General features: G+C 67.8%; 25 protein-coding genes and 1 tRNA gene. 18 read left to right on the top strand and 8 right to left on the bottom strand.

What is annotated here, in order from left to right; genetic code table 11:
* The first annotated feature begins 345 nt into the window (after positions 1 to 345).
* Positions 346 to 627: an amphi-Trp domain-containing protein gene (locus WDJ57_RS05850; RefSeq protein ID WP_338904729.1), complete on the top strand. Its 282-nt coding sequence runs from the start codon at positions 346 to 348 to the stop codon at positions 625 to 627.
* Between the two features lie 297 nt (positions 628 to 924).
* Positions 925 to 1629, top strand: a complete 705-nt coding sequence (locus WDJ57_RS05855; protein ID WP_338904731.1) for a TFIIB-type zinc ribbon-containing protein — start codon at positions 925 to 927, stop codon at positions 1627 to 1629.
* On the opposite strand, the gene WDJ57_RS05860 is transcribed toward WDJ57_RS05855, so the two are convergent.
* Entirely contained in the window at positions 1626 to 2519 is an 894-nt protein-coding gene (locus WDJ57_RS05860) for a bifunctional methylenetetrahydrofolate dehydrogenase/methenyltetrahydrofolate cyclohydrolase (protein ID WP_338904733.1), read from the bottom strand. The two genes, WDJ57_RS05855 and WDJ57_RS05860, sit on opposite strands and share 4 nt — an antisense overlap.
* 186 nt (positions 2520 to 2705) lie before the next feature.
* On the opposite strand from WDJ57_RS05860, the gene WDJ57_RS05865 reads away from it, so the two are divergent.
* The 3 genes from WDJ57_RS05865 to WDJ57_RS05875 all read left to right on the top strand — a co-directional run bounded on the left by WDJ57_RS05865 (position 2706) and on the right by WDJ57_RS05875 (position 6707).
* Positions 2706 to 3005 (top strand): HalOD1 output domain-containing protein, encoded by a 300-nt coding sequence (locus WDJ57_RS05865; protein ID WP_338904735.1) that lies wholly within the window; start codon positions 2706 to 2708, stop codon positions 3003 to 3005.
* A complete protein-coding gene (locus WDJ57_RS05870; RefSeq protein WP_338904736.1) occupies positions 3002 to 3157 on the top strand; it encodes a hypothetical protein in 156 nt (51 codons plus the stop codon). The genes WDJ57_RS05865 and WDJ57_RS05870 overlap by 4 nt, the downstream gene beginning before the upstream one ends.
* 127 nt (positions 3158 to 3284) lie before the next feature.
* Entirely contained in the window at positions 3285 to 6707 is a 3423-nt protein-coding gene (locus WDJ57_RS05875; RefSeq protein WP_338904738.1) for a GAF domain-containing protein, read from the top strand.
* Between the two features lie 389 nt (positions 6708 to 7096).
* Here the strand turns inward: WDJ57_RS05875 and WDJ57_RS05880 are convergent, their stop codons facing one another.
* Complete coding sequence (locus WDJ57_RS05880; protein WP_338904739.1) at positions 7097 to 7624, bottom strand: hypothetical protein; 528 nt, start codon at positions 7622 to 7624, stop codon at positions 7097 to 7099.
* 81 nt (positions 7625 to 7705) lie between these two features.
* Here WDJ57_RS05880 and WDJ57_RS05885 point away from each other — a divergent pair, with 81 nt between their 5' ends.
* A complete protein-coding gene (locus WDJ57_RS05885) occupies positions 7706 to 7945 on the top strand; it encodes a DUF7542 family protein (protein WP_338904740.1) in 240 nt (79 codons plus the stop codon).
* Between the two features lie 45 nt (positions 7946 to 7990).
* The gene (locus WDJ57_RS05890) at positions 7991 to 8203 is read left to right on the top strand and encodes a YgaP family membrane protein (RefSeq protein WP_338904742.1); all 213 of its coding nucleotides are present in this window, start codon (positions 7991 to 7993) and stop codon (positions 8201 to 8203) included.
* Between the two features lie 184 nt (positions 8204 to 8387).
* Here WDJ57_RS05890 and glyA read toward each other — a convergent pair whose 3' ends face one another.
* Positions 8388 to 9635, bottom strand: a complete 1248-nt coding sequence (gene glyA / locus WDJ57_RS05895) for a serine hydroxymethyltransferase (protein ID WP_338904744.1) — start codon at positions 9633 to 9635, stop codon at positions 8388 to 8390.
* Between the two features lie 114 nt (positions 9636 to 9749).
* Between glyA and WDJ57_RS05900 the strand changes: the two genes are divergently transcribed.
* Both WDJ57_RS05900 and WDJ57_RS05905 read left to right on the top strand, forming a co-directional pair.
* Positions 9750 to 10223 carry an NUDIX hydrolase gene (locus WDJ57_RS05900; protein WP_338904745.1) on the top strand — a complete coding sequence of 158 codons (474 nt, stop codon included), beginning with the start codon at positions 9750 to 9752 and terminating at the stop codon, positions 10221 to 10223.
* Between the two features lie 205 nt (positions 10224 to 10428).
* Complete coding sequence (locus tag WDJ57_RS05905) at positions 10429 to 10680, top strand: hypothetical protein (protein ID WP_338904747.1); 252 nt, start codon at positions 10429 to 10431, stop codon at positions 10678 to 10680.
* Between the two features lie 105 nt (positions 10681 to 10785).
* Here the strand turns inward: WDJ57_RS05905 and fer are convergent, their stop codons facing one another.
* The 3 genes from fer to WDJ57_RS05920 all read right to left on the bottom strand — a co-directional run bounded on the left by fer (position 10786) and on the right by WDJ57_RS05920 (position 13293).
* Positions 10786 to 11427 (bottom strand): ferredoxin Fer, encoded by a 642-nt coding sequence (gene fer / locus WDJ57_RS05910; RefSeq protein WP_338904749.1) that lies wholly within the window; start codon positions 11425 to 11427, stop codon positions 10786 to 10788.
* 94 nt (positions 11428 to 11521) lie between these two features.
* Entirely contained in the window at positions 11522 to 12610 is a 1089-nt protein-coding gene (locus WDJ57_RS05915) for an asparagine synthase C-terminal domain-containing protein (RefSeq protein WP_338904751.1), read from the bottom strand.
* Complete coding sequence (locus WDJ57_RS05920; protein WP_338904752.1) at positions 12607 to 13293, bottom strand: PHP domain-containing protein; 687 nt, start codon at positions 13291 to 13293, stop codon at positions 12607 to 12609. Before WDJ57_RS05920 ends, WDJ57_RS05915 begins: the two co-directional genes overlap by 4 nt.
* 150 nt (positions 13294 to 13443) lie before the next feature.
* Between WDJ57_RS05920 and WDJ57_RS05925 the strand changes: the two genes are divergently transcribed.
* The 6 genes from WDJ57_RS05925 (at position 13444) to WDJ57_RS05950 (ending at position 16912) form a co-directional block, all read left to right on the top strand.
* Positions 13444 to 14106 (top strand): halocyanin domain-containing protein, encoded by a 663-nt coding sequence (locus WDJ57_RS05925; protein WP_338904753.1) that lies wholly within the window; start codon positions 13444 to 13446, stop codon positions 14104 to 14106.
* An 87-nt stretch (positions 14107 to 14193) separates the two neighbouring features.
* Positions 14194 to 14571, top strand: a complete 378-nt coding sequence (locus WDJ57_RS05930; protein ID WP_338904755.1) for a helix-turn-helix domain-containing protein — start codon at positions 14194 to 14196, stop codon at positions 14569 to 14571.
* Entirely contained in the window at positions 14568 to 14858 is a 291-nt protein-coding gene (locus tag WDJ57_RS05935) for a DUF7521 family protein (RefSeq protein ID WP_338904757.1), read from the top strand. Before WDJ57_RS05930 ends, WDJ57_RS05935 begins: the two co-directional genes overlap by 4 nt.
* A gap of 63 nt (positions 14859 to 14921) precedes the next feature.
* Positions 14922 to 15248 carry a DUF7521 family protein gene (locus WDJ57_RS05940; RefSeq protein ID WP_338904758.1) on the top strand — a complete coding sequence of 109 codons (327 nt, stop codon included), beginning with the start codon at positions 14922 to 14924 and terminating at the stop codon, positions 15246 to 15248.
* 136 nt (positions 15249 to 15384) lie between these two features.
* Entirely contained in the window at positions 15385 to 15921 is a 537-nt protein-coding gene (locus WDJ57_RS05945; protein ID WP_338904759.1) for a cob(I)yrinic acid a,c-diamide adenosyltransferase, read from the top strand.
* A 70-nt stretch (positions 15922 to 15991) separates the two neighbouring features.
* The gene (locus WDJ57_RS05950) at positions 15992 to 16912 is read left to right on the top strand and encodes a sodium:calcium antiporter (protein ID WP_338904760.1); all 921 of its coding nucleotides are present in this window, start codon (positions 15992 to 15994) and stop codon (positions 16910 to 16912) included.
* Here WDJ57_RS05950 and WDJ57_RS05955 read toward each other — a convergent pair.
* Complete coding sequence (locus WDJ57_RS05955) at positions 16909 to 17862, bottom strand: MBL fold metallo-hydrolase (protein WP_338904762.1); 954 nt, start codon at positions 17860 to 17862, stop codon at positions 16909 to 16911. The genes WDJ57_RS05950 and WDJ57_RS05955 overlap by 4 nt on opposite strands.
* A 123-nt stretch (positions 17863 to 17985) precedes the next feature.
* On the opposite strand from WDJ57_RS05955, the gene WDJ57_RS05960 reads away from it, so the two are divergent.
* The 3 genes from WDJ57_RS05960 (at position 17986) to WDJ57_RS05970 (ending at position 18751) form a co-directional block, all read left to right on the top strand.
* A complete protein-coding gene (locus WDJ57_RS05960; protein WP_338904764.1) occupies positions 17986 to 18249 on the top strand; it encodes a DUF7553 family protein in 264 nt (87 codons plus the stop codon).
* Positions 18250 to 18371: 122 nt separating this feature from the next.
* Complete coding sequence (locus WDJ57_RS05965; protein ID WP_338904765.1) at positions 18372 to 18620, top strand: hypothetical protein; 249 nt, start codon at positions 18372 to 18374, stop codon at positions 18618 to 18620.
* A gap of 56 nt (positions 18621 to 18676) precedes the next feature.
* Positions 18677 to 18751: transfer RNA gene (locus WDJ57_RS05970), tRNA-Val, on the top strand.
* 290 nt (positions 18752 to 19041) lie between these two features.
* Here the strand turns inward: WDJ57_RS05970 and WDJ57_RS05975 are convergent.
* Positions 19042 to 20349: a vWA domain-containing protein gene (locus WDJ57_RS05975; RefSeq protein WP_338904767.1), complete on the bottom strand. Its 1308-nt coding sequence runs from the start codon at positions 20347 to 20349 to the stop codon at positions 19042 to 19044.
* Between the last annotated feature and the right edge of the window lie 136 nt (positions 20350 to 20485).

Consider the following 20485-nt stretch of genomic DNA (forward strand, 5'->3'; position numbering starts at 1 on the left):
GAACCATGCAAACAGTCGGAGAAGATGTCACATGTTCCTTGGTAGCAATCGACTCGAACCCGAAATTGTCGGGTCGCAGTCCGGCGAAAACGAGCGGTTTCGAGTGACGGCGAGACGTCACGCCCGGGCGAGCGGTGAAAGGGGTTCTGTCATCGCCAGGAACGGCCGTCGCGGTTTTGCCGGCAAGGCGCACGGCCCCAGAAGTAATCAACCCTGCGATAGTTCGGGATACTGTTCGCCTCTGCGAGATGTCCACGAGACGGCAATCGCCGGGCCCGTTCGATGACGAGTCGGGACCGGTGGAAACCAGACACTCTTATTCTCGCTCGCGGCTTACGTGTTCGTATGCCAGAAACTGTCCTCTTCGAGAGCGAGCGGAAAGAGACCCTCGCCGCCGTGGCGTCGTACATGCGGACGGTCGCGGACAAACTCGAATCCGGCGACCCGGTGACGCTGGAAGCCGGCGGCGAGTCCGTCACGCTCGACCCGCCGGAGACCGTCGAGTTCGAGGTCAAGGCCGAGCGCGAGGGGCCGGCCGACGGGGCCGGCGAACTGAGCCTGGAACTGGAAATCGAGTGGGACGAGAACGCCGACGGCGAGAGCGACACCTCGCTGAGTATCTCCTGAGGCGAGAGCAACGGCTCGCTGAACATCTCCTGAGCGAAGCGCTGTCGCTCCGAAGTACGTTGAAACGGAATGGAAAGCAGTTCGCGTGGCGGAAAAGGCCACGCGAACGCTTGCCGCCCTGAATTGGTCCCCGCTGACGCTTCGGCCCTCCAAGCGAAGCGTCACTTGGAGCAAATGCGGGTAGGAACTTAAGTGTAACGGCCTGACGCAAAGCGAGTCACGTGCCGACCGGTGTCGGCCGATTAGGTGTTAGCTAAGCGACAGTCATTTATTGTATTCGGGGCCGTAAGCGGTGATATGAAACTCCGCGGCGAGCGCCAGTGTACCGACTGCGGGACGCGGTGGTCGTACTACGAGACCGGCGAGATAACCTGCCCGGAGTGTGGCAGCGTGCGCAGCGTCGGCGTCGGCGACCATGCAGAGCACACGGACAGCCCGGTCGAACTGGACCTCCAGCCCGCCATCGAACAGGTCGACACCGAACCGCTCGGGACCGTCGCGGAGACCGCGGCCGACCAGGCCCGCCAGTACCTCCACAGGGCCGGGTTCGTGGACGCCGGTCGGCTGAAGCCCTTCGGCGATACCTATCTCGTCGCGGCGGAACTGCGGCGGGTCGGCGCGACGCTCTCGCGGGCGATGCGGGTCGACGACGACGAGGAACTGTACCTCCTCTCGCTGCTGCGCGGCGGCGCGGACGGCGAGCGCCCGCCGCCGGCGGAGGTCCCGGACTCGCTGCGCGCCGAGCGCGGACTGGCCGTCGCGGCCGCCGTCGACGCCTACGTCTCGGACCTGCGGCGGGTGCAGGAGGACCCTGAACGTCCCGTCGCGGAGGTCCTGTCGGCAGTGCGCGACCGGCGCAAGCGAATCGAGGCGCTTGACGGGGACGTGGAACCGGAAGAAGCAGAGCGAATCGTCCGCGCAGTCCGGGACCTGTCGGCGTACCTCCGCGAGGGCGACGAGACGGCGCTGGTCCGCGCCGGCGACCGCTTCGAGGGGAGTTAGGGGAGGGTTACCTCGACGCCGGTCTGGCGGCTGGTCGCCTTCACCGTGTTGTAGAGCAACATCGCGCGGGTCATCGGGCCGACGCCGCCGGGGACGGGCGTGATTGCGCCGGCGACCTCTCTGGCGCTCTCGAAGTCCACGTCGCCGACCAGTTCGTAGCCCTTGTCGTTGTCAGCATCGACGCGGTTGACGCCCACGTCGATGACCGTCGCACCCTCCGCGAGCATCGAGCCGTCTATCATCTCGGGGACGCCGGCGGCGGCGATGACGATGTCCGCCCCGCGGGTCTTCGCGGCCAGGTCCTCAGTCCGGGAGTGACAGACCGTCACCGTGGCGTTGCCGCCCGCGGCCTTCTGCATCAGGAGGTTCGCCATCGGCTTGCCGACGATGTCGGACCGGCCGACGACGACGGCGTCCGCGCCCTCCGTCTCGACCCCGGCGTGGGCGAGTAGTTTCTGGATACCGTGTGGCGTGCAGGGTTTGTAGCGGGCGTTACCGGCCACCAGGCGGCCGACGTTCTCGGGGTGGAAGCCGTCGACGTCCTTCTCGGGGTCGATGCGGCGCAACACCTCGCGGTCGTCGACGTGGTCCGGGACGGGCATCTGGACGAGGATGCCGTTGACGTCGTCGTCGGCGTTCAGGTCGTCGATGGTGTCGTACAGCTCCGCCGCGGGCGCGTCGGGGTCGATTTCGATGTCGATGGCCTCGATGCCGACCTCCTCGCAGTCGTCCTGCTTCATCGAGACGTACGTCTCGCTCGCGGGGTCGTCGCTCATCAGGACGGTGGCGAGTGCGGGCGTCTGGCCCGCGTCGGCAAGCGCGTCGATGGCGTCGCCGAGGCCGTCGCGGACGTCGCTGGCGACGGCGTCGCCGTCGATAATTGCTGTCATTACCTGGGGTGGGGAGGCGACCAGCCTTCAACGTCCCGGAATCCCGCGTCGCGGGACCCGGACACCACTCGGCGAAGGGCCAGCTATAGACGCGTATGGAGGGCCCTATACTCATAGGGTCACCCACCCGCGGCAGTTTGGTTATATCGAGTGTATAGCTAAGGGGAACGGAGGCCTGGTCTGGGTATGGATACAGAGGCGCGAGCGGTCGTCCCCGAGGAATCCCCGGAAACGCTCACAGAAGCCATCGTCGAGGCGGTCGCGGAGGCGGAGGGCATCGACCCCATCGAACTCCGGCCGAGCCTGTACGACGTCGTCGACCCCGACGCACTGGAACTGCTGTACGCCCAGCCCGACCGTTCCCGGGCGAGCAACCTGCGCGTAACGTTCGCCTACGGCACCTGGCAGGTCCACGTCCATCGCGACGGAACGGTGCAGTTGACCGAACACGGCCAGCCGGGGCCGGACTCCCGGAAGCACAGATGACGAAAGGCACGACAGACACCCACGACGGCGAACGCATCAGGGAGGAGTACGACGAGTTCGAAGTCGGGTCCTCGACCGTGGCCATGATTTCCGACCCGCTGAACGAGCACGCCTGGATACAGTCTACAGTCGCCGAGCGCGTGCGCCCGTAGACCAGCGCCCTGACGACTCCGGGCGGGACAGCAGGGCTGGCCGAGACTGTTATGTGGAGTCGTGACCAATTGAACCCCACAATACACGTTCGGGAGCGTGTGACAGCAGCCGGTGTCCACTGTCCAGATGCATACGACCACGACGACGCTCGACGTCCTGTACGTCGCTGCAGACGATACGAACGGGGCAGCGATAGTGGACCAACTGCGGTTCGACGAGGACGCGCTCCGTCTCACGGTCGCGACGTCCATCGACGACGCCGCCGCCGAACTGGAGCGTGGAACCTTCGACTCTGTCCTCTGTGACCCCGGCGAGGGGAACGAGTGCCTGGCACTCGTCAGGGAACTGCAGTCCGAACAGCCGGGCCTTCCGGTCGTCGTCTTCGCCCCGGACGCCACCAGCAGGTACGTGAGCGAGTTGCTCCGGGCGGGGGCGGCCGACGTCATCCAGTCCGGACCCGCCTCGACGCCCCCGTCGCTGGTGGTGACGCGGCTGCAAAGCGTCGTCGGGACGCCGGTGGCCGGAAGCATTCACCGGGAACGGCTCGAACGCTACGAGACGCTTCTGAACACGGCCGGCGACGCCATCTATCAACTGGACGCGAAGGGCACCATCGTGGCCGTCAACGACGCGACAGTCTCCCTGACGGGCTACGAGCGGTCCGAACTCATCGGGGAACACGTCTCGAAAGTGATGCGTCAGGACCACATCGAGGACGGCGAGCAACTGATACGGAGTCAGCTCCGTGCGGACGACCACCGCGTCGACACGCTGGAGATGGACCTGCTGACCAGGGACGGCCGGGCGGTGCCCTGCGAGACGCGCATCGCGGTGGTGACCGTCGGCGGGAAGCTGACGGGTTCGGTCGGCGTGATACGGGACGTCACGGAGCAGCGCGAGCGGGAGCGACAACTGCAGGCGGAGCGCGACCTCGTCGAGGGGATTCTGGACACCAGCCCGGTCGGCATCTGCGTCTACGGCCCGGAGGGGTCGCTGGTCCGCGCGAACGACCGGGCCAGGGAAGTGCTCGGGCTGTCGGCCGAGGAACTGGCCGAGCGGACGTTCGACGACCAGCAGTGGGAGGTCTACGACGCGGACGGGGAGTCGCTGTCGTCCGCCGAGTTCCCGGTCGCGGAGAGCTTCGAAACCGGAGAGCCCGCCTACGGCTACGAGGCGGTCGTCAGACAGCCCGGCGGCGACGAGCGCAGGGTCTCGCTCAACAGCGCACCGATGGTCGACGACGACGGCGATGTGACGAGAGTGGTCGTCACGGTCCAGGACGTTACCGACCGCCGGGCGCGCGAGCGGAAGATAGCCGAACAACGCGACGCGCTCGAACGACTCGACCGCATCAACGACGTCATCCGCGCCATCGACCAGGCGCTGGTCAGAGCGACCACCAGGGCCGACGTCGAACAGGCGGTCTGTGACCGGTTGACCGGCGCTGGCCGCTACGGGTTCGCGCTCGCGCTCCGGTTGCGCGGCGACGACACCTTCATTCCCCACGCGTGGACGGCCGCCGGCGAGGAGTTCGTCGAGGAGGTGTTTCCGACCGACGCGTCCAACCCGGAGACGAGTCCCGGCCGGCGCGCGCTCGAACGCGAGGAGGTGGAGGTCGTCCACTCGATGCCGGACGAAGCGGCGGCACCGTACTGGCACGCCGACATGCGCGCGGCCGGCGTCGAGTCGGTCGCCGCCATCCCCGTCACGTACGAGGGGACGCGCTACGGCGTCATCGCCGTCTACGCCGAGGAGGCCGACGTGTTCAGCGAGCGGGAACTGGAAGTGCTGGGTGAACTGGGCGACACCGTCGGTTACGCCATCGCCGCCGTCGAACGCCGGGAGCGCGAGGAGATGCTCACCCGCCTGTACGAGACCACGCAGGACCTGCTCGGCGTCGAGACCGAACAGGAGGTCTGCGAGGTCGTCGTCGACGCCGCAGCGGACGTGCTGGGACTCCCCGGCGTGGGCATCTTCCTGTTCGACGACGAGGAGAACGTGCTCGCGCCGGCGGCCGCGACGGAGACGCTCATGGAGTACTACGGCGAGCCCATCGTCTTCGGCCCCGGCCACGAGGACTCGATAGCCTGGCAGACGTACGTCAGCGGCGAGACACAGACCTTCGCGGACGTCCGGACGGACGACCGGGCTTCCAATGCCGAGACGGACGCACGGAGCGTGATGCTGGTCCCGCTCGGCGACCACGGCATCTTCGTCGCCTCGTCGCCGGAACCGGGCGGGCTGGAGGACCGCATCCAGCGGCTCGTCGGCCTCCTCGCGGCGACGACGGAGGCCGCGCTGGACCGCGTCGCGGGGCGGGCCGGCATCCGCGAGCGCGACCGCATTCTCGCCGACCGGACCGAACGCCTGGACCGCACGGAGGGCATGCTCGAGTTCGTCCGCGACGTCGACCAGTTGCTCGTCCGCGCCGGGACCCGGGAGGAAATCGAGCAGCAGGTCTGCGAGCGACTGACCGGGATGGAGCCCTACACCTTCGCCTGGATCGGCACCGTCCCGCCGGACGGCGACCGGGTGGAGCCCCAGACGTGGGCGGGTGCCGGCGACGGCTATCTCGACGCGGTGTCCCTGGCCGTCGACGGAGCCGAACCGGCCGCCAGGACCGCCGAGTCCGGTTCCGCGACGGTCGTCTCGAACGTCGCGGACGACATCCGTGGAGCAGCCTGGGCGCGGGCGGCGCTGGACCGGAACTTCCAGTCGGCGGCCGCCGTACCGCTGGTCCACGGCGAGACGACCTACGGCGTCCTCGCCGTCTACGGGACGGAGCCGGACGCCTTCGCGGAACCGGTCGCCGGCGTGCTCGGCGACCTCGGCGAACTGATTGCCTACGGCATCAACACCACCGAGACCAGGCGGGGCATCCTCGCGGAGCAGGTGACGGAACTGGAACTGCGCATCGGCGGGGCAGGGACCTTCCTGAACGCCGTCGCCGGAATCGCGGACCAGCCCGTCACGTACCGGGAGATACTGCCAGAACGGGGCGGGAGAGCGCAGGTGCTGTTCGCGCTCGCGGACGCCCCGGTCGAGGCGGTGCTGGCCCTGGAGGAGGAGTTCGTCTCCGTCGAGTCGCTCACGCACGTCGCCGCGGGCGAGGAACACCTCTTCCGCGCGACGGTCGGCGGGGAGACGGTCGCCGCCACGCTCCTCCGCTGTGGCAGCATTCCCCGCGAGGTCGTGGCAACCGCCGACGAGACACGGGCGGTGGTCCGCCTCCCCCAGGAACTGGACGTCCGGGTGTTCCTCGACCGGGTCCGGACGAGCTACCAGGACACGGAACTGCTCTCCCGCCAAGATGTCGAACGCCAGCCGCGGATACGCAGCGACGTCCGGGAGGCGCTGGAGGCGAAGCTGACCGACCGCCAGCGCGAGGTGCTTGTGACCGCCTACGAGTGCGGGTTCTTCGAGTCGCCGCGGGAGACGACCGGCGCGGAACTGGCGACGCTGCTGGGTATCTCCCAGCCGACGCTCACACACCACCTCCGCGAGGCCCAGCGCCGCCTCTTCGAGACGCTCTACGAGGAGACCGACTGACGGCACGGCCGGAAGCGACTGCCTTCCTCTAGATAGTTAGTCCCTACTCCGGGGCTGGATGCAGCATATTAGTAAGCAAGGATAAACACGTGACACTACTACCTGTAGTCGGCGGTCGGACGAGGAGTTGTGGGCTGTCGACGTCGTGTCGTACCGCCGGATGGGTTACCATACTGTCAGAGGTACGGATTGCCCCGTCGCGCGTCACCGAACTGGACAACCCCCCTCACGTCGTGTCTGGACACCACGGCACATCTCCCGAACGGGGCGCGTTGCGGGACCATACCACACTCAGTAGACCGGTGTTGGCCGACGAGGACTTGTCGCTCGACGACGAGCATCACGCCGGATACTCTCTCTCCAGAGACACCAGCGACCGCTACGGATTTTCACGGACACGCCGCGTCGGAGAGCGACTGCTGTTCGCTGCCCTGCCGGACGGCCCGCGTCGCGCCGGTGTCGAGGGACACCACCATCGCCTGCCCCCCGTAGCCGTGGGTCTGGTCGTGGCCGCGGACGACGACGCAAGTGGTCTCGGCCGGAATCTCGTAGGTGTCCGAGCGCGTGAACGGCTGGCGGGAGTGTGGGTGCGTGAGGACGCGCCGGCCCAGTCGCTCGCCGTCCAGCGTCTCCACCTGCCACCAGTTCGCGTAGCCGTCCTCGCCGTCGTCGTCGTGGTGCAGCGTCACGTCGAAGGAGACCGACCCGCCCTGGCGCTCGACGGCGACGCCGACGACGTTCGCCTCCCGGAGGTCGAGTTCGGGTGTCATAGTGGTCCCGTCGCTGGCCGTCGGCGTAGTGGTGTCGCGGTCCTGCGCCGGCGTCGCACCGTCGCCGGTACAGCCGGCGAGTGCGGCGAGAGCCGTCCCGCCGGCGGCGAGAAAGCGGCGGCGCGTTGGCCGAGTTTCGGGTGACACACCCACACAGTCGGGTCGGCGGGACAAAAAGGTCGACCTGCGGGCGAAACACCTTACCGCCCTCTCGGGCTAGAGTCGACGATGGCATCCACCCGCGCGACCGTCACCTGTCCGGACTGCGACCTCGCCGAGGCGTTCGAGAAACTCGGCCCGGCCCGCGAGCGCATCGAACAGCACCGCCGGGAGACGGGCCACGACCCGATATGGGAACTGGGTGAACTCTCGGAGGGGGTCGTCCGCGCCGGTGACGCTGCGGGGGTCTGCGGGATACCCGGGTCCGCGGACGGCTTCGCGGACCTCGGTGCCGACGACGGCGAGTAGGGAGTCGAAAATTCAAATGGCTGCGGGCCGTACCGCTGGACGCACATGGACAGAAACGTCGGCGGCCGCGACCGTATCGTCCGCGCGCTCCTCACCGCCGTGCTGACAACTGTCGCTGTCAGCGCGCTCCGCGGCGGGAAGCGCAAGAAAGGATTGCTTACCGGCATCGGCGCGCTGATACTCGGATTCACCGTCACGACGGGCTACTGCGGAGCCAACGAGGCGCTGGGCATCGACACGGCCGAGCAAAGCGACTGAACGCGACCGCGCCTTCTCCTTCGTCGCCCGACCACGAGGAGCCCCTGTGTCGTCACCGTCGGGTTCGCCTGCTACGGCGTCGGGTTCCTGGTGACCCGGCGGCACCCGGCCCGCTCGTCGCGGAGTCGGTGTGGTCACGCGCGACGTCGCCGCGGTGACGGTTGCAGTGAGTTGAGAAGCGTCGTTACTCGTACAGCGTGAACTCGTCGGTGAGTTCGGCGACGCGGTCTGCGACCTCGGCTTTCACGTCCTCGTCGTCGTGGTCGTCGACGACGCGGGCGATGAGGTCCGCGACTTCGCGGGTGGCCTCCTCGTCGAACCCGCGCGTCGTGATGCCGGGCGTGCCGGCGCGGATGCCCGAGGGGTTGAACGCCGAGCGCGTCTCGCCGGGGACGGTGTTGGCGTTGAGGACGATGCCGACCTCCTCCAGGGCCGCCTCGGCCTCCTTGCCGGTCGTGTCCGGGTGCGAGTCGCGCAGGTCGACCAGCACGAGGTGGTTGTCGGTGCCGCCGGAGACCAGCGAGAAGCCGTGGTCCTGGAGCTGCTCGCCGAGCGCGACGGCGTTGTCGACGACCTGCCGGGCGTACTCGTCGAATTCGGGCTCCAGGGCCTCCTCGAAGCCGACGGCCTTGCCGGCGACGTTGTGCATCAGCGGGCCGCCCTGCCCGCCGGGGAACACCGCGGAATCGACGGCGTCGGCGTACTCCTCGTCGCACATGATGATGCCGCCGCGGCCGGCGCGGATGGTCTTGTGGGTGCTGCCGGTCACGAAGTCGGCGATGCCGACCGGCGAGGAGTGGACGCCCGCCGCGACGAGGCCGGTGATGTGGGCGATGTCGGCGAGGTGGTAGGCGTCGACGGCGTCGGCCGCGCGCTGTATCTCCTCCCACTCGATGTCCCGCGGGTACGCGGAGTAGCCGGAGACGATGATGTCCGGCTGGAACGCCTCGGCCTGCTCGTGGAGTTCCTCGTAGTCGATGTAGCCCGTCTCGGCGTCGACGTGGTACTGCTCGACCTCGTAGGTCTTGCCCGTGAAGTTCGCGGGGTGGCCGTGGGAGAGGTGGCCGCCGTGTTCCAGTTCCAGCGAGAGAATCCTGTCGCCGGGGTCGAGCATCGCGAGGTAGACGCCCATGTTCGCCTGCGTGCCCGAGTGAGGCTGGACGTTGACGTGTTCCGCGCCCCAGAGTTCCTTCGCGCGCTCGATTGCCAGGGTCTCCACCTCGTCGGCGTACTCACAGCCCGCGTAGTAGCGCTCGCCGGGGTAGCCCTCAGCGTACTTGTTGGTGAGTTCCGAGCCCTGCGCTTCGAGGACGGCCTCGCTGACGTGGTTCTCGCTGGCGATCATCGCCAGCGTGTCGTTCTGCCGCTCGCGTTCGCCCTCCAGGGCGTCGGCGACGGCGGGGTCCACGTCACGTACCGTGTCGTAGCTCATGTGGCAAGCCAGGGGAGTGGGGGCTAAGAATCTACCTTTCCGGCCGAGAGATGCGAGGGACGTGCACGGAGAGAGAAGGTAACACACAAGCGCCGACGGTCCCTGCCCGCGACCATGGAGACGACGCGTCACTTCGTCGCGACCGTCTACGTCGTCCACGACGGCGCGACAGCCCTGCACCACCATGACAAACTCGACATGTGGCTCCCGCCCGGCGGTCACATCGACCGCGACGAGGTGCCCCACCGGGCGGCGGTGCGGGAAGTCCGCGAGGAACTGGGACTGGACCCGGACCTCGTCGCACCGGAGGAGGCAATCGAATCCGCTACCGTCCAGTCGATTCCACAGCCACAGCACTTCCTGCTCGAAGATATCAACGTCTGCGACGGCGAGGTCGGTCACCAGCACATCGACTTCGTCTTCTACGGCGCGGTCGACAGCCGCGACATCACGCCGTCCGCGGGCGAACAGCCCGCGGAGGACTGGGAGTGGTTCACGCCGGCAGACCTGGAGGAACGCGCCGAGCAACTGGCGTCGGACGTGGTGGAAATCGGCCAGCGCGCAATCGAAGCCGTCGGCAGGGAGTGAATCAATCGGCTGGAATGGTGACCGAGCGGTTCGTACGAAGGGAGTCAGTGTACAGTACAGCTCACACAGTCAGCAGGCAACTGTTGCTGATGGGCCTGAATGGCGAGTCGTATTGGCTCGTCGTTGTAACCGCGCCCTTACTTATCATGCAATATCAAAGTACTCGACCCTAACAATTTTTGAGAGCGGTGAGAGATGATATTATATGGACGAACAGCCCTCCCTGTTCCTTTTTATCGGTATGGCAGTCTTCATGACAATTGTCGCCGTTTACGTCGGTAGCAACGTTCCACTCGGTGACTCACTCCACGCGCAACTGCTGGCGTACTTATCGGCGTTTGCCATCGCCCAGACGATGGTGACGTACGTGATGATCCGGCAGTGGCTGGATTACGCCGAGAGCAACTGGATCGAGCTGAACAACAAGGAGACTACGAGCCCCACGTCAGACGATTGAACAAGGGACATACTCACCATTAGCTGACAGTATTCTCGATCGGTAGAGTCTGGGCCGGCCGCACAATATGCAACCATACTGAATGAAGGACCGCGAAAAAGGTGGTCAGTCCCCCGCGTAAGCCGCCTCGAAGGGCTTCGGCGGGAGGAGCAATTCCTCCAGGTCGGCCATGTGCTTGACGTTGTAGACGACCTTCAGTTCGTCCGTTATCGGCATGCCGTTGCACGACAGGCGAATGTTGCGCTCCATCATCTCGGTCGGGAGGACGTGGTTGACGGGCATCGACAGTTCCCCCTCGTGGAGCAAGATGGCGCAGTTGACGCAGGCCCCGCCACGGCAGGCGAACGGCCAGGCGAACCCGCGGTTCTCCGCCGCCTCCAGCAGCGACTCGCCCGGCTCCGCGTAGAAGCGGCCGTAGTCCTCCGTGTCGAGGTCCGCCGCCGCGGCCTTCTCGAAGAGGGTGTCGTCGTCGACGGCCCAGCCGTGGTCGGCGAGGACGTCGTAGTTGAGATAGGTCACCTCCGTCCTGGCCCGCCGGCGAGTGGGACCGGTCTCGGCCACCGCGGCTGGCTCCTCCGGTTCCTCGCCCGCGATGATGCGTTCGTAGGCCGCCCGCACCCGGCGGAACTCCTCGACCGACCCGCCCTGGTCCGGGTGGGCCTCCTTGACGCGCTCGCGATAGGCGCGCTCGACCGTCTCGTCGTCCGCGTCGCGGTCGATGCAGAGCACGTCGAACGGGGACTCCATTGAGATACCAGTACGGCGTCGAGCAATAAACGGTTTTCACCGTAGCGTCGCTCGGTTCCCGAGTCCCGGCGGCCTCCAGCGATGTCCCGGCCGGTCACTCGACCAGCGACTCGACGAACTGGGTCACGTGGTCGTCCATCCGGCGTTTGAACCCCGCCTGCCGCGCCAGCCGGTCCAGTTCGCGCGAGACGAGGCTGCCGTACTGGACCGCCTTCTTCTCGCGGAAGGCCAGCCGGTCGGGGAGCCACTCGCGAGCGGCCAGCCGCAGCGCCCACTTGCGCTCGCCGCGGTCGGTCACCAGTAGGTCGCCGGGCAGGGCGAGCGCCTCCTCGACCACCCGGTCGTGCAACAGCGGCGCGACGGGCTCGACCCCCGCAGCCCGCAGCGCGAGCACGTCCCGCTGTAGCTGGTCGGGGAGCGTCCCCATCACCTCCCGGCGCGCGCCGCGGACGGTGTCGGCGTCGACGCGGGGGTCGTCGGGTGCGCGGGCGACTTTCGCGTACCCGCCGAACAGTTCGTCCGCGCCCTGGCCGACCGCCAGTCGGTCGAAGCCGTCGGCAGCCACCCGCTCGGCGACCAGAAACAGCGGCAGCGCAATCTGGACCGCCATCGCGTCGGTGCGACCGATGGCGGCGACGAGGTCCGGCACCGCCGCTTCGAGGGCGGCGTGGTCGAGTTCCACCGTGCGCACGTCGCACCCGAGCGCGGCCGCGCCCGAGCGGGCGGCGTCCAGGTCGTGACTGTCCGGGAACCCGACGGCGTACAGCGGCGCGTCCAGCCGGGCAGCCAGGAGCGCGGAGTCGACGCCGCCGGAGAAGGCGACGGCCAGGCCGTCTGTCGCCACCCCCGACAGCGACTCGTCGACCGCCGACCGGACGGCAGCGACCGCCTCGTCGGGGTCGGAAACCGGGTCTGGGTCGGGGAGCGTCCAGACGCGCTCGTCGCCCGCGGCGGTGCGGACGTGACCCGCGGGGACGGCGACGGGGTCGGCCAGGTCCGCGGGGTTGTGACTCCACGTCGTCGCGTCGTCGCGCTCGGAGAACAGCGGTTGTCGCCCCAGTACGTCGCGGACGAGCCGGCCGTCGACTTTGCCGGCGAAGCCAGCGCTCCCGGGCAGCGGGTCACCCGTCTCGATGGCGGCACGGACGAGGGACGGGTCCGCACCGGCGACGTCGGCCCTCATTCGATGAGGCTGCGAAAGCGGGCGGCGACGCGGCGTTTCACCCCGCCGGCGGCCTGGCGGAAGCTGATGTGCCAGGGCGTGCGCCGGCCCTCGACGGTCGTCCGGCCGTCGACGATGGCCGCCAGGATGGCCTCGACCGTCGGCTCCGCCGCGTCGACGTTGGTGATTGCGCGCCCGACCATCTCGCTGATGTGGGCGTCGCTGCCGGCGGTCTTGGGCATGCCCGCCTCGTCGGCGAAGCGCTCGGCCTGGCGGTTCGCACGACCGGTCAACAGCCGCGAGTTGTACACCTCGATGGCGTCGGCGGCGGTGAGGTCCCCCCGGGAGATGTTCGCGAGGACGCCGCTGCGGGACTCCTGGAAGGGGTGGGGGACCACCGCGATGCCGCCGGCGTCGTGGATGCGGTCGAGCGTGTCGTGGAAGGACAGGCCCGCGGGGACCAGTTCCTCGACGCCGAGTGCGAGGACGTGGCCGGCGTCGCAGGTCACCTCCATGCCGGGGATACCGACGAGGCCGTAGTCGGCGGCGCGGGCCGCGGCGTCGAGGCTGGCCTCGATTTCGTCGTGGTCAGTCACTGCGAGGCCGTCGAGCCCGACGGCCGCGGCCCGTTCCAGCAGGCTGTCGACGGGGTCCCGGCCGTCGTAGGACAGCGACGAGTGCGTGTGAAGCTCGACCGACAGCACACGCTGGCGTAACACAGGGAGTGAGAAAAGCGCCCCGGTCCCGTCCGGCGCGGCGCGGGACGACGGCCACGCGCTGCCCGGACCGAGAGCAACCGGCGGGTGCGACGCGAATACACGGTTTTATCAGCACTGACGAAGGGACTGTGTTGTATGAGCGAGCCCACGCAGACGACCTGTTCGCGCCGCGCGCTCCTGAAGGCGAGCGCGGGCGCGACGGCAGCGGCGGCAGCGACCGGGACGGCAGTCGCACAGGACGCGCCCTACGACGGCTACCTCAGCGACGCGAACCTGTACGACGGGACCACCGTGGACCTGACCGGGCAGAGCGAGGTGACCATCGAGGTCGGTGCGGGCAACGGACTCGCCTTCAACCCGCCGGCGGTGCAGGTCGACCCCGGGACGACCGTGACCTGGGAGTGGACCGGCGCGGGCGGCAACCACAACGTGGTCGCCGACGACGAATCCTTCCGCAGCGGCGACCCCGTCAGCGAGGCCGGCACCACCTTCGAGCAGACCTTCGAGGAGGCGGGCGCGGTCAAGTACTTCTGCGAGCCCCACGGGGAGGTCGGCATGCGGGGGGTCGTGGCCGTCGGCGACACCGCCGAGGGCGACGTCAGCGCCCCGGAGACGGGCGGCGACGGTGGCAGCGGTGGCGAGGGCGGTGAGGGGAACGGCGGCTCCGGGTCCGGGACCGCGGCCAACCAGCTCGCCCTCGGGACGCTGCTGGCGATGCTGGTGATGGGGCTGCTGTCGCCCGTCGTCTTCCTGTTGCTCGCCCGCCGCCGGATGGGCGAGAGCCGGCCACCGTCCTGAGACCCGGCCGAACCCGTGGTGGAGCAGTCCTGCGTCGGGAGCCGTGTCGGAGCCGTTATTACCGTCCCGTGGAAAGACCCGGCAGAGATGGTCCGTGACCCGTTCGCCGACGAGGACATCCCCGACCTGCAGGATGTGCTCGACGCGCTGGACGACCCGGACTGCCGGGCTATCGTACGGGCCCTCGACGAGCCGATGACGGCCGACGAAATCTCCAACCGGGCCGACGTGCCGCTCTCGACGACGTACCGGAAGCTCGACCTGCTGACCGAGGCCTCGCTGCTCGAAGAGGGGACCGAGATACGACCGGACGGCCAGCACGCCAGCCAGTACTCGGTCGCCTTCGAGGAGGTCGTCATCGGACTCGCCGACAGCCGCGAGTTCGAGGTGGAGGTCACCCGGCAGCCACGGACCGCCGACGAACGGCTGGCCGACCTCTGGTCGGAGGTGCGCAAGGAAACATGAGTCCTCACGCAATCACAGTCCCGACGGCTATCGTGGTGATGAAGACGCTGACGCTCATCCTGGGGGGAATCATCACCTATCTCTCCTACCGGGCGTACAGTCGAACCCGCGCGCAGTCGCTGCGTTATCTCTCCATCGGCTTCGCCGTCGTCACGCTGGGCACGCTGCTCGCGGGCATCATCGACCAGCTGTTGCAGATGGAACTGCGGGTCGGCCTCCTGGTCGAGAGCGTCCTCATCACCGCCGGCTTCGCCGTCATCGTCTACTCGCTGTACGTCACGGAATGATTCTCATCGCGTAGAAACGCGCGGCGGCTTATATGTAGGCGAGCGTAGTAGTCGAAGCTAGTTATGAGTCAGGAAACGGCTGTGGTCCTCGTCGCCGCGAAGACGGCGACCGTCGCGTTCGGGGGTGCGCTGACGTTTCTCGCCCTCCGGGCGTACCGGCGAACCGGGTCGAGCGCGCTCCAGGCGCTGACCGTTGGCATCGGATTACTGACCGCAGGCGCGCTCGTCGGCGGCGCGCTCCACCAGTTCGTCGGGCTCTCGCTCGGACTGAGCGTCACCATCCAGAGCGTCTGCACCGCCGTCGGCTTCGCCATCATGACGTACTCCCTGTTCACCGACGTCCAGCAGACCGAGAGCCGGTCGCGGTCGAGTGCACGCACGGGCGACTGAAACCACCCCACAACTCCCCTGTCCGGCGGTCACCACACCCGGCCACGTCACTCTGAGCCACCCCGGGGCGTGTCGGACCAGTCCCGTCGCAGGTCCCACGACGGGTTATAAGAGGCTATCGCCCCGAGTAGCGGGTATGAAAATCTACACCGGACGGGGCGACGAGGGAATGACCGACCTGCGCAACATGGACCGCGTCTCGAAGGCCAGCGGGCGCATCGAGGCCTACGGCACCGTCGACGAGGTCAACGCGCTGGTCGGCGTGGTGCGCCCGACCGGCTACGACGACATCGACGAGAAACTCCGGCAGGTCCAGAACCACCTCCACATCGTCCAGGCCGACTTCGCGAACCCCGACCCGGACGAGGACGACCCGGTCGTCCGCGACGAACACGTCGACGCCGTCGAGGACTGGATAGACGAGTGGCAGGAGGAACTGGACCCGCTGGAGTCGTTCCTGCTGCCCAGCGGGTCCGAGCCGGGCGCGAAACTCCACCACGCGCGGGCGGTCTGTCGCCGGGCGGAGCGGCGCGCCGTCGCCTTCGCCTCGGAGGAGCCGTCGGTCAACGACGCGGCCATCGTCTACCTGAACCGCCTGTCTGACGCGCTCTTTACCGTCGCCCGGGTGGTAAACAAGCGCGAGGGCGTCCGCGAGGAGAGCCCCACGTACTGACGGAGTACGCGGCGGCTACTCCCCGGCACCGGGGAACTACTTTACTCGCAGGGCATGGACAACCCGGTAGATGCTCGTCGAGGTCGCCCTGTTCCTGCTCGGACTCGCCGGACTCGTCGTCGGTGCCGACCGGGCGGTCACCTCGGCGGGCGACCTCGCGCTGTACTACGGCGTCTCGCCGTTTTTCATCGGCGTCACGGTCATCTCCATCGGCACGTCCGTCCCCGAGATGGTCACGTCCATCTACGCCGCCTATTACGGGGCCGGTGATATCGTCGTCGGCAACATCGTCGGGTCGGAGACCGCCCAGATTACGCTGGCAATCGCTATCGTCGCCTTCATCGCCCCTGTCGTCGCCGAGCGGCGCAGCGTCCTCGTCTACGGGACGGCGATGCTGCTGGCGATGATAATCATGCTGCTCGTGCTCGAAGACGGCTTCATCGGCCGCTCCGAGGGCCTGCTGATGATGCTCGCGTACGTCCAGTTCATCTACACGCTGTACACGAACGAGGGCGGGGAGGAGATAACCGAGGAGGTCATCGAGGAGCCGCGCACGCCCCGCGAGACGCTGCCGTGGATTGCGGGTGGGCTCGTCCTCGTCGTCGTCGGCGGGCAGTTGATGGTCACCAACGGCGTCGCCATCGCGCGCATCATCGGGTTGCCGCAGTACCTCGTCGGCCTGTTGACCGGGCTCGGGACGACGATGCCGGAGATCGTCGTCGCGGGCATCGCGGCCTACGAGGGACGCAGCGGTATCTCCATCGGGTCGCTGCTCGGCAGCAACATCACCGACCCCGTCTTCTCGCTGGGCATCGGCGCCGTCTTCTTCGACGTGACGGTGGCGAACATCGACGCAATCCGGCCCTCGCTGGTCTACATGCTGGCCGTCTCTGTCGTCGTGCTGGCGCTCATGTACTGGCAACGCGGCGTTGACCGGCGCGGCGCGGTCCTCTGTCTGCTGCTGTACCTGCCCAGTTTCGCCCTCCTCTAGTCGCCGGCGCGCTCGTAGACCACGACGTCGCCGGACTCGCGCTGTCTGACTTTCCCGCGCGCTTCGAGGACGTCCAGGTGTCCGACCGCCTCGCTCAGCCCGGAGAACTGCTCGGTGACCGGCAGGTCGTCGAACAGCCCCTGCATCACGTCGGCCGGGACGGTCGGCCCCTCGACCAGTTCGAACACCCGTCCGGTGCGCTTCTCGTGGGCCGTGAGTATCTCGTCGATACGACCGGCGGGGTCGTCGATGCGGTCACCGTGGCCCGGCAGCAACTGGTCGTGGCCGGCCTCGCGAAAGCGCCCGAGCGAGTCGTTGTACCGCGGGAGGACGCGCGGCCGCGGTCGGCCGGACTCGGCCGGCGGCTGGAGCAGGGGGTTCGGCGTGATGTGCGCGAGAACGTTGTCCCCGACGACGGCGCGGTGCTGACCGTCGACCTCGAAGTCGAAGACGAGTTCGCCGGGGGCGTGGCCCTCCACGGCGTCGACGCCCAGCGTCGTCTCGCGGACGGTGACGTTGTCGCCGGCCGTCAGCGCGCGGTCCGTCTCCACGTCGGGCGCGTACGGCAGGAACGCGGTCGGCAGGTCGGTGACAGTCCGGGCGGTCTCGGCGGAGAGCCCACACCGCTCGAAGAACTCGCGGAAGAACCGCTGTTCGTACTCCAGCCGGCCGCCGAAGTCGGCCATGATGGCCGCGCCCGTCTCGCTGGCGAGGACGCGCGCACCCGCCTCCCGCAGCCGCGACGCGAGCCCGAAGTGGTCGGGATGCGGGTGGGTCACGAGCACCTGCTCGACGTCGCCCGGCACGAGATTCCTCGCCTCCAGACCATCCAGCAACGCCGACCAGGCCTCCTCGCTCTCGGGCCCGGGGTCGACGACCGTGCGGCCGGCGACGTACGCGTTGACCCGTCCTATCTGGAAGGGCGTCGGCACGGAAATCCGCGTGAACATGCCCCTTCCTACTGAGCCCCGCGCCATACAGTTTGTGTCACGGAGAGGCGGGCCGGGGCCCACCGGAGTGCCCCGAGGTACCTCCCCACAAGGTCTATATTTGTTGCCGCGTAATGGTCAGATATGAACAGACACTTCGAAGACACGAGATACTACCTGAAGCGGGCCGGCGAGACGGCGAAGCGGGGCATCGCCGAGGAACTGGAACCCCTCGAAGCGCGCGTCAGGAAGCTGACCGGGAAGGAGGGAGAACCGGACCCCGAGCGCCGCGACGAGCTGCGGGCCGAGCTCGCGGACCTGCAAGAGCGCGCCGAGGGCGAGGCGAAGAAAGCTATCGGCACCGCCAGGGAGAGGCTCCAGACGGTGCGCCGGGCCAGTTCAGGGTGACCGTCCGTTCGGGAAAGCAGAGCTTACCGTCCTTTCCACCAAATGAGAAAGCTTTCCATACCGGGACTCGTCGAAAGGAGTGGAAACCTTTTTATACACCCATGTAGCTTAGTCGGACCAATATGCCGAAGTTAACAGAGCGGCTTCCCAAGCATGCGTGGGCTGCGACCGGACTGCTGGCGGTGATTGCGGGGGCCGTGTTTTTCGTGCCGGTATCCGTCGGGACGGCGCTAGGATTGAGTTTCGAGCAGTTCTTTCTCGCGATGGGCGCAATCGAACTGACGTCGGCTATCGGCATCGGTGCAATCGTCGTCCACTACCGAACGACAGAGACCGAGGAGTCGGAGTCCGAGTGGCGATTCGACCCGTGAGTCCGACAGGCTCACAAGAAAATTCTTAAGTCCGGCGCGGGGGTAGCGCTTCTCGCGGGTCGGTGATCTAGTCCGGTTATGATACCTCCTTCACACGGAGGAAGTCGGCGGTTCAAATCCGCCCCGACCCATCCTGCGACGAACGAACGTGAGGAGCGGATGGGCTCGGCGGATTTGAACCCGGGAAGTCGGCGCAGTGATCGAAGCGAGCGAGCACGTCTTCACTCGGTTCAAATCCGCCGGGAGAGCAAACTCCCCGAGCCCTCGCTCACGGCGGTCGCGAGGACGCCCCGGTCCATCCGCTCACTGCCCATTTCTGAAGGAATCGTCCCGGTGCCATCTAGCAGAGGCTGTCAGTCTGTAGACGGGAGGTTAGAAGTCGAATCGCGAAAGTCAGACAGCTACGCGTAAAATGTCGGGGCTAGCGACGACCGCGGCCGCCCTTGCCGCCGGGGAAGGCCCCTGCGGCCGCCGTGGCCGCCTCCTCGTCGCAGTAGAACTCGACGAAGCTGAGGGCGAACTTGTCGGGCGCGGTGACGGTGACCATCCCGTCCGCGGCGGTGACTGCCTGGACCGTGGTGTCGCGGCCGGCCTTGACAACGGCGTAGAGCGTGCAGTACTCCGTGCCGAAGGTGGCGCTCATGGGCTCGTACATCTCGCCGTCCTTACTGGTGAAGGAGTCGGCAGCGTAGCTGACCAGCGAGCTGTCACCGGCTTCGAGGACGAAGTCGTACGCGACGCACTCGTCGTCGACCGTCTCGACGCAGTCGAACTCGTACTTCGCCAGACGGCCCTCGACGTCACACTCGGCACACTCGTCGCAGACCTCGCTCAGGATGCCCTGCAGCGTCGCGCCGATGGACTCGGCGTCGGTCTGGACGTAGTCGTCCTCGGAGGACGCCACCTGCTTCAGGAAGGCGTCGTTGACGCCGCCGCCGATACCGACGGCGATGATGCGAGTCCCGTCGCTCTTGGCGTCGGTCGCGACGCCCTCCGTCTCGTCTAACTCGGACTGGGTGATAGTCGCGTCAGTTCCGGTGGAGCCACCCGAGTACGTGTAGGTGTTCGCGCCGTCGCCCTCGGGGTCGAAATCGACGGTATCCGTCGGGACGTAGCCGGAGACGTTCCCGACCGTGCCGTCGGCTTCGTCTTCCGGCGGGGCGGCCGCGTCGCCGACGGTCCCGTTCTGGTAGTTCGGGCTGCCGTCGGTCAGGAGGATGATGACCTCCTTGCCGTCGCGTCCCTGGCCGTCGAGGATGTCGTCGGCGAAGTCCAGCGCGGCCGCCATGTGGGTCCCGTTCTCGTTCGGGGGAGCCACGGTCGGGACGACGGATTTCAGCGTCGGGCGGTTGTCGGTCCCGCCGTCCTGGGCGAGGAGGAGGTAGTCGCCGGTGCCGAAGTCGTAGGCCTTGGCGGTATCGCCGAAGGTGACGACGCCGAGCTGGTTGTCGTCGTTGAGGACGTCGATGAACGACTTCGCGCCGGTCTCGATGTCGTCCCAGAGGGCCGACCCGATGGACCCGGAGTAGTCCAGCGCGAGTACGATGTCGAGGTCGCCGCCGCAGGTCTCGATGCGGCCGTCGGTGTGCTCGTCGGCACGGGCGACGTTGGCGAAGCCGTACGTCCCGCCGACGAGGCTGAACGTACCGAGTGCGGCCGTCGAGCGGAGGACGGACCGGCGGCTGACTGGATAGTTCGCTGTCTCGGTGGTGTCTGTGGTGTGAGTCATGGTTGGTGTGCCCCGAACGCCAGGCTGCCGCTGGCAGTCGCTCCGTGGACGCAGGCCCGCGTCTCAGAACGCAGAGAAAGGCCCGCGCCAGAGTGACGCAATCGGTGCCGTCGGAGGCTACCACTATCTTGGCTCG

The sequence above is a fragment of the Salinibaculum sp. SYNS191 genome (genome assembly GCF_037338445.1).
Taxonomy (GTDB): domain Archaea; phylum Halobacteriota; class Halobacteria; order Halobacteriales; family Haloarculaceae; genus Salinibaculum; species Salinibaculum marinum.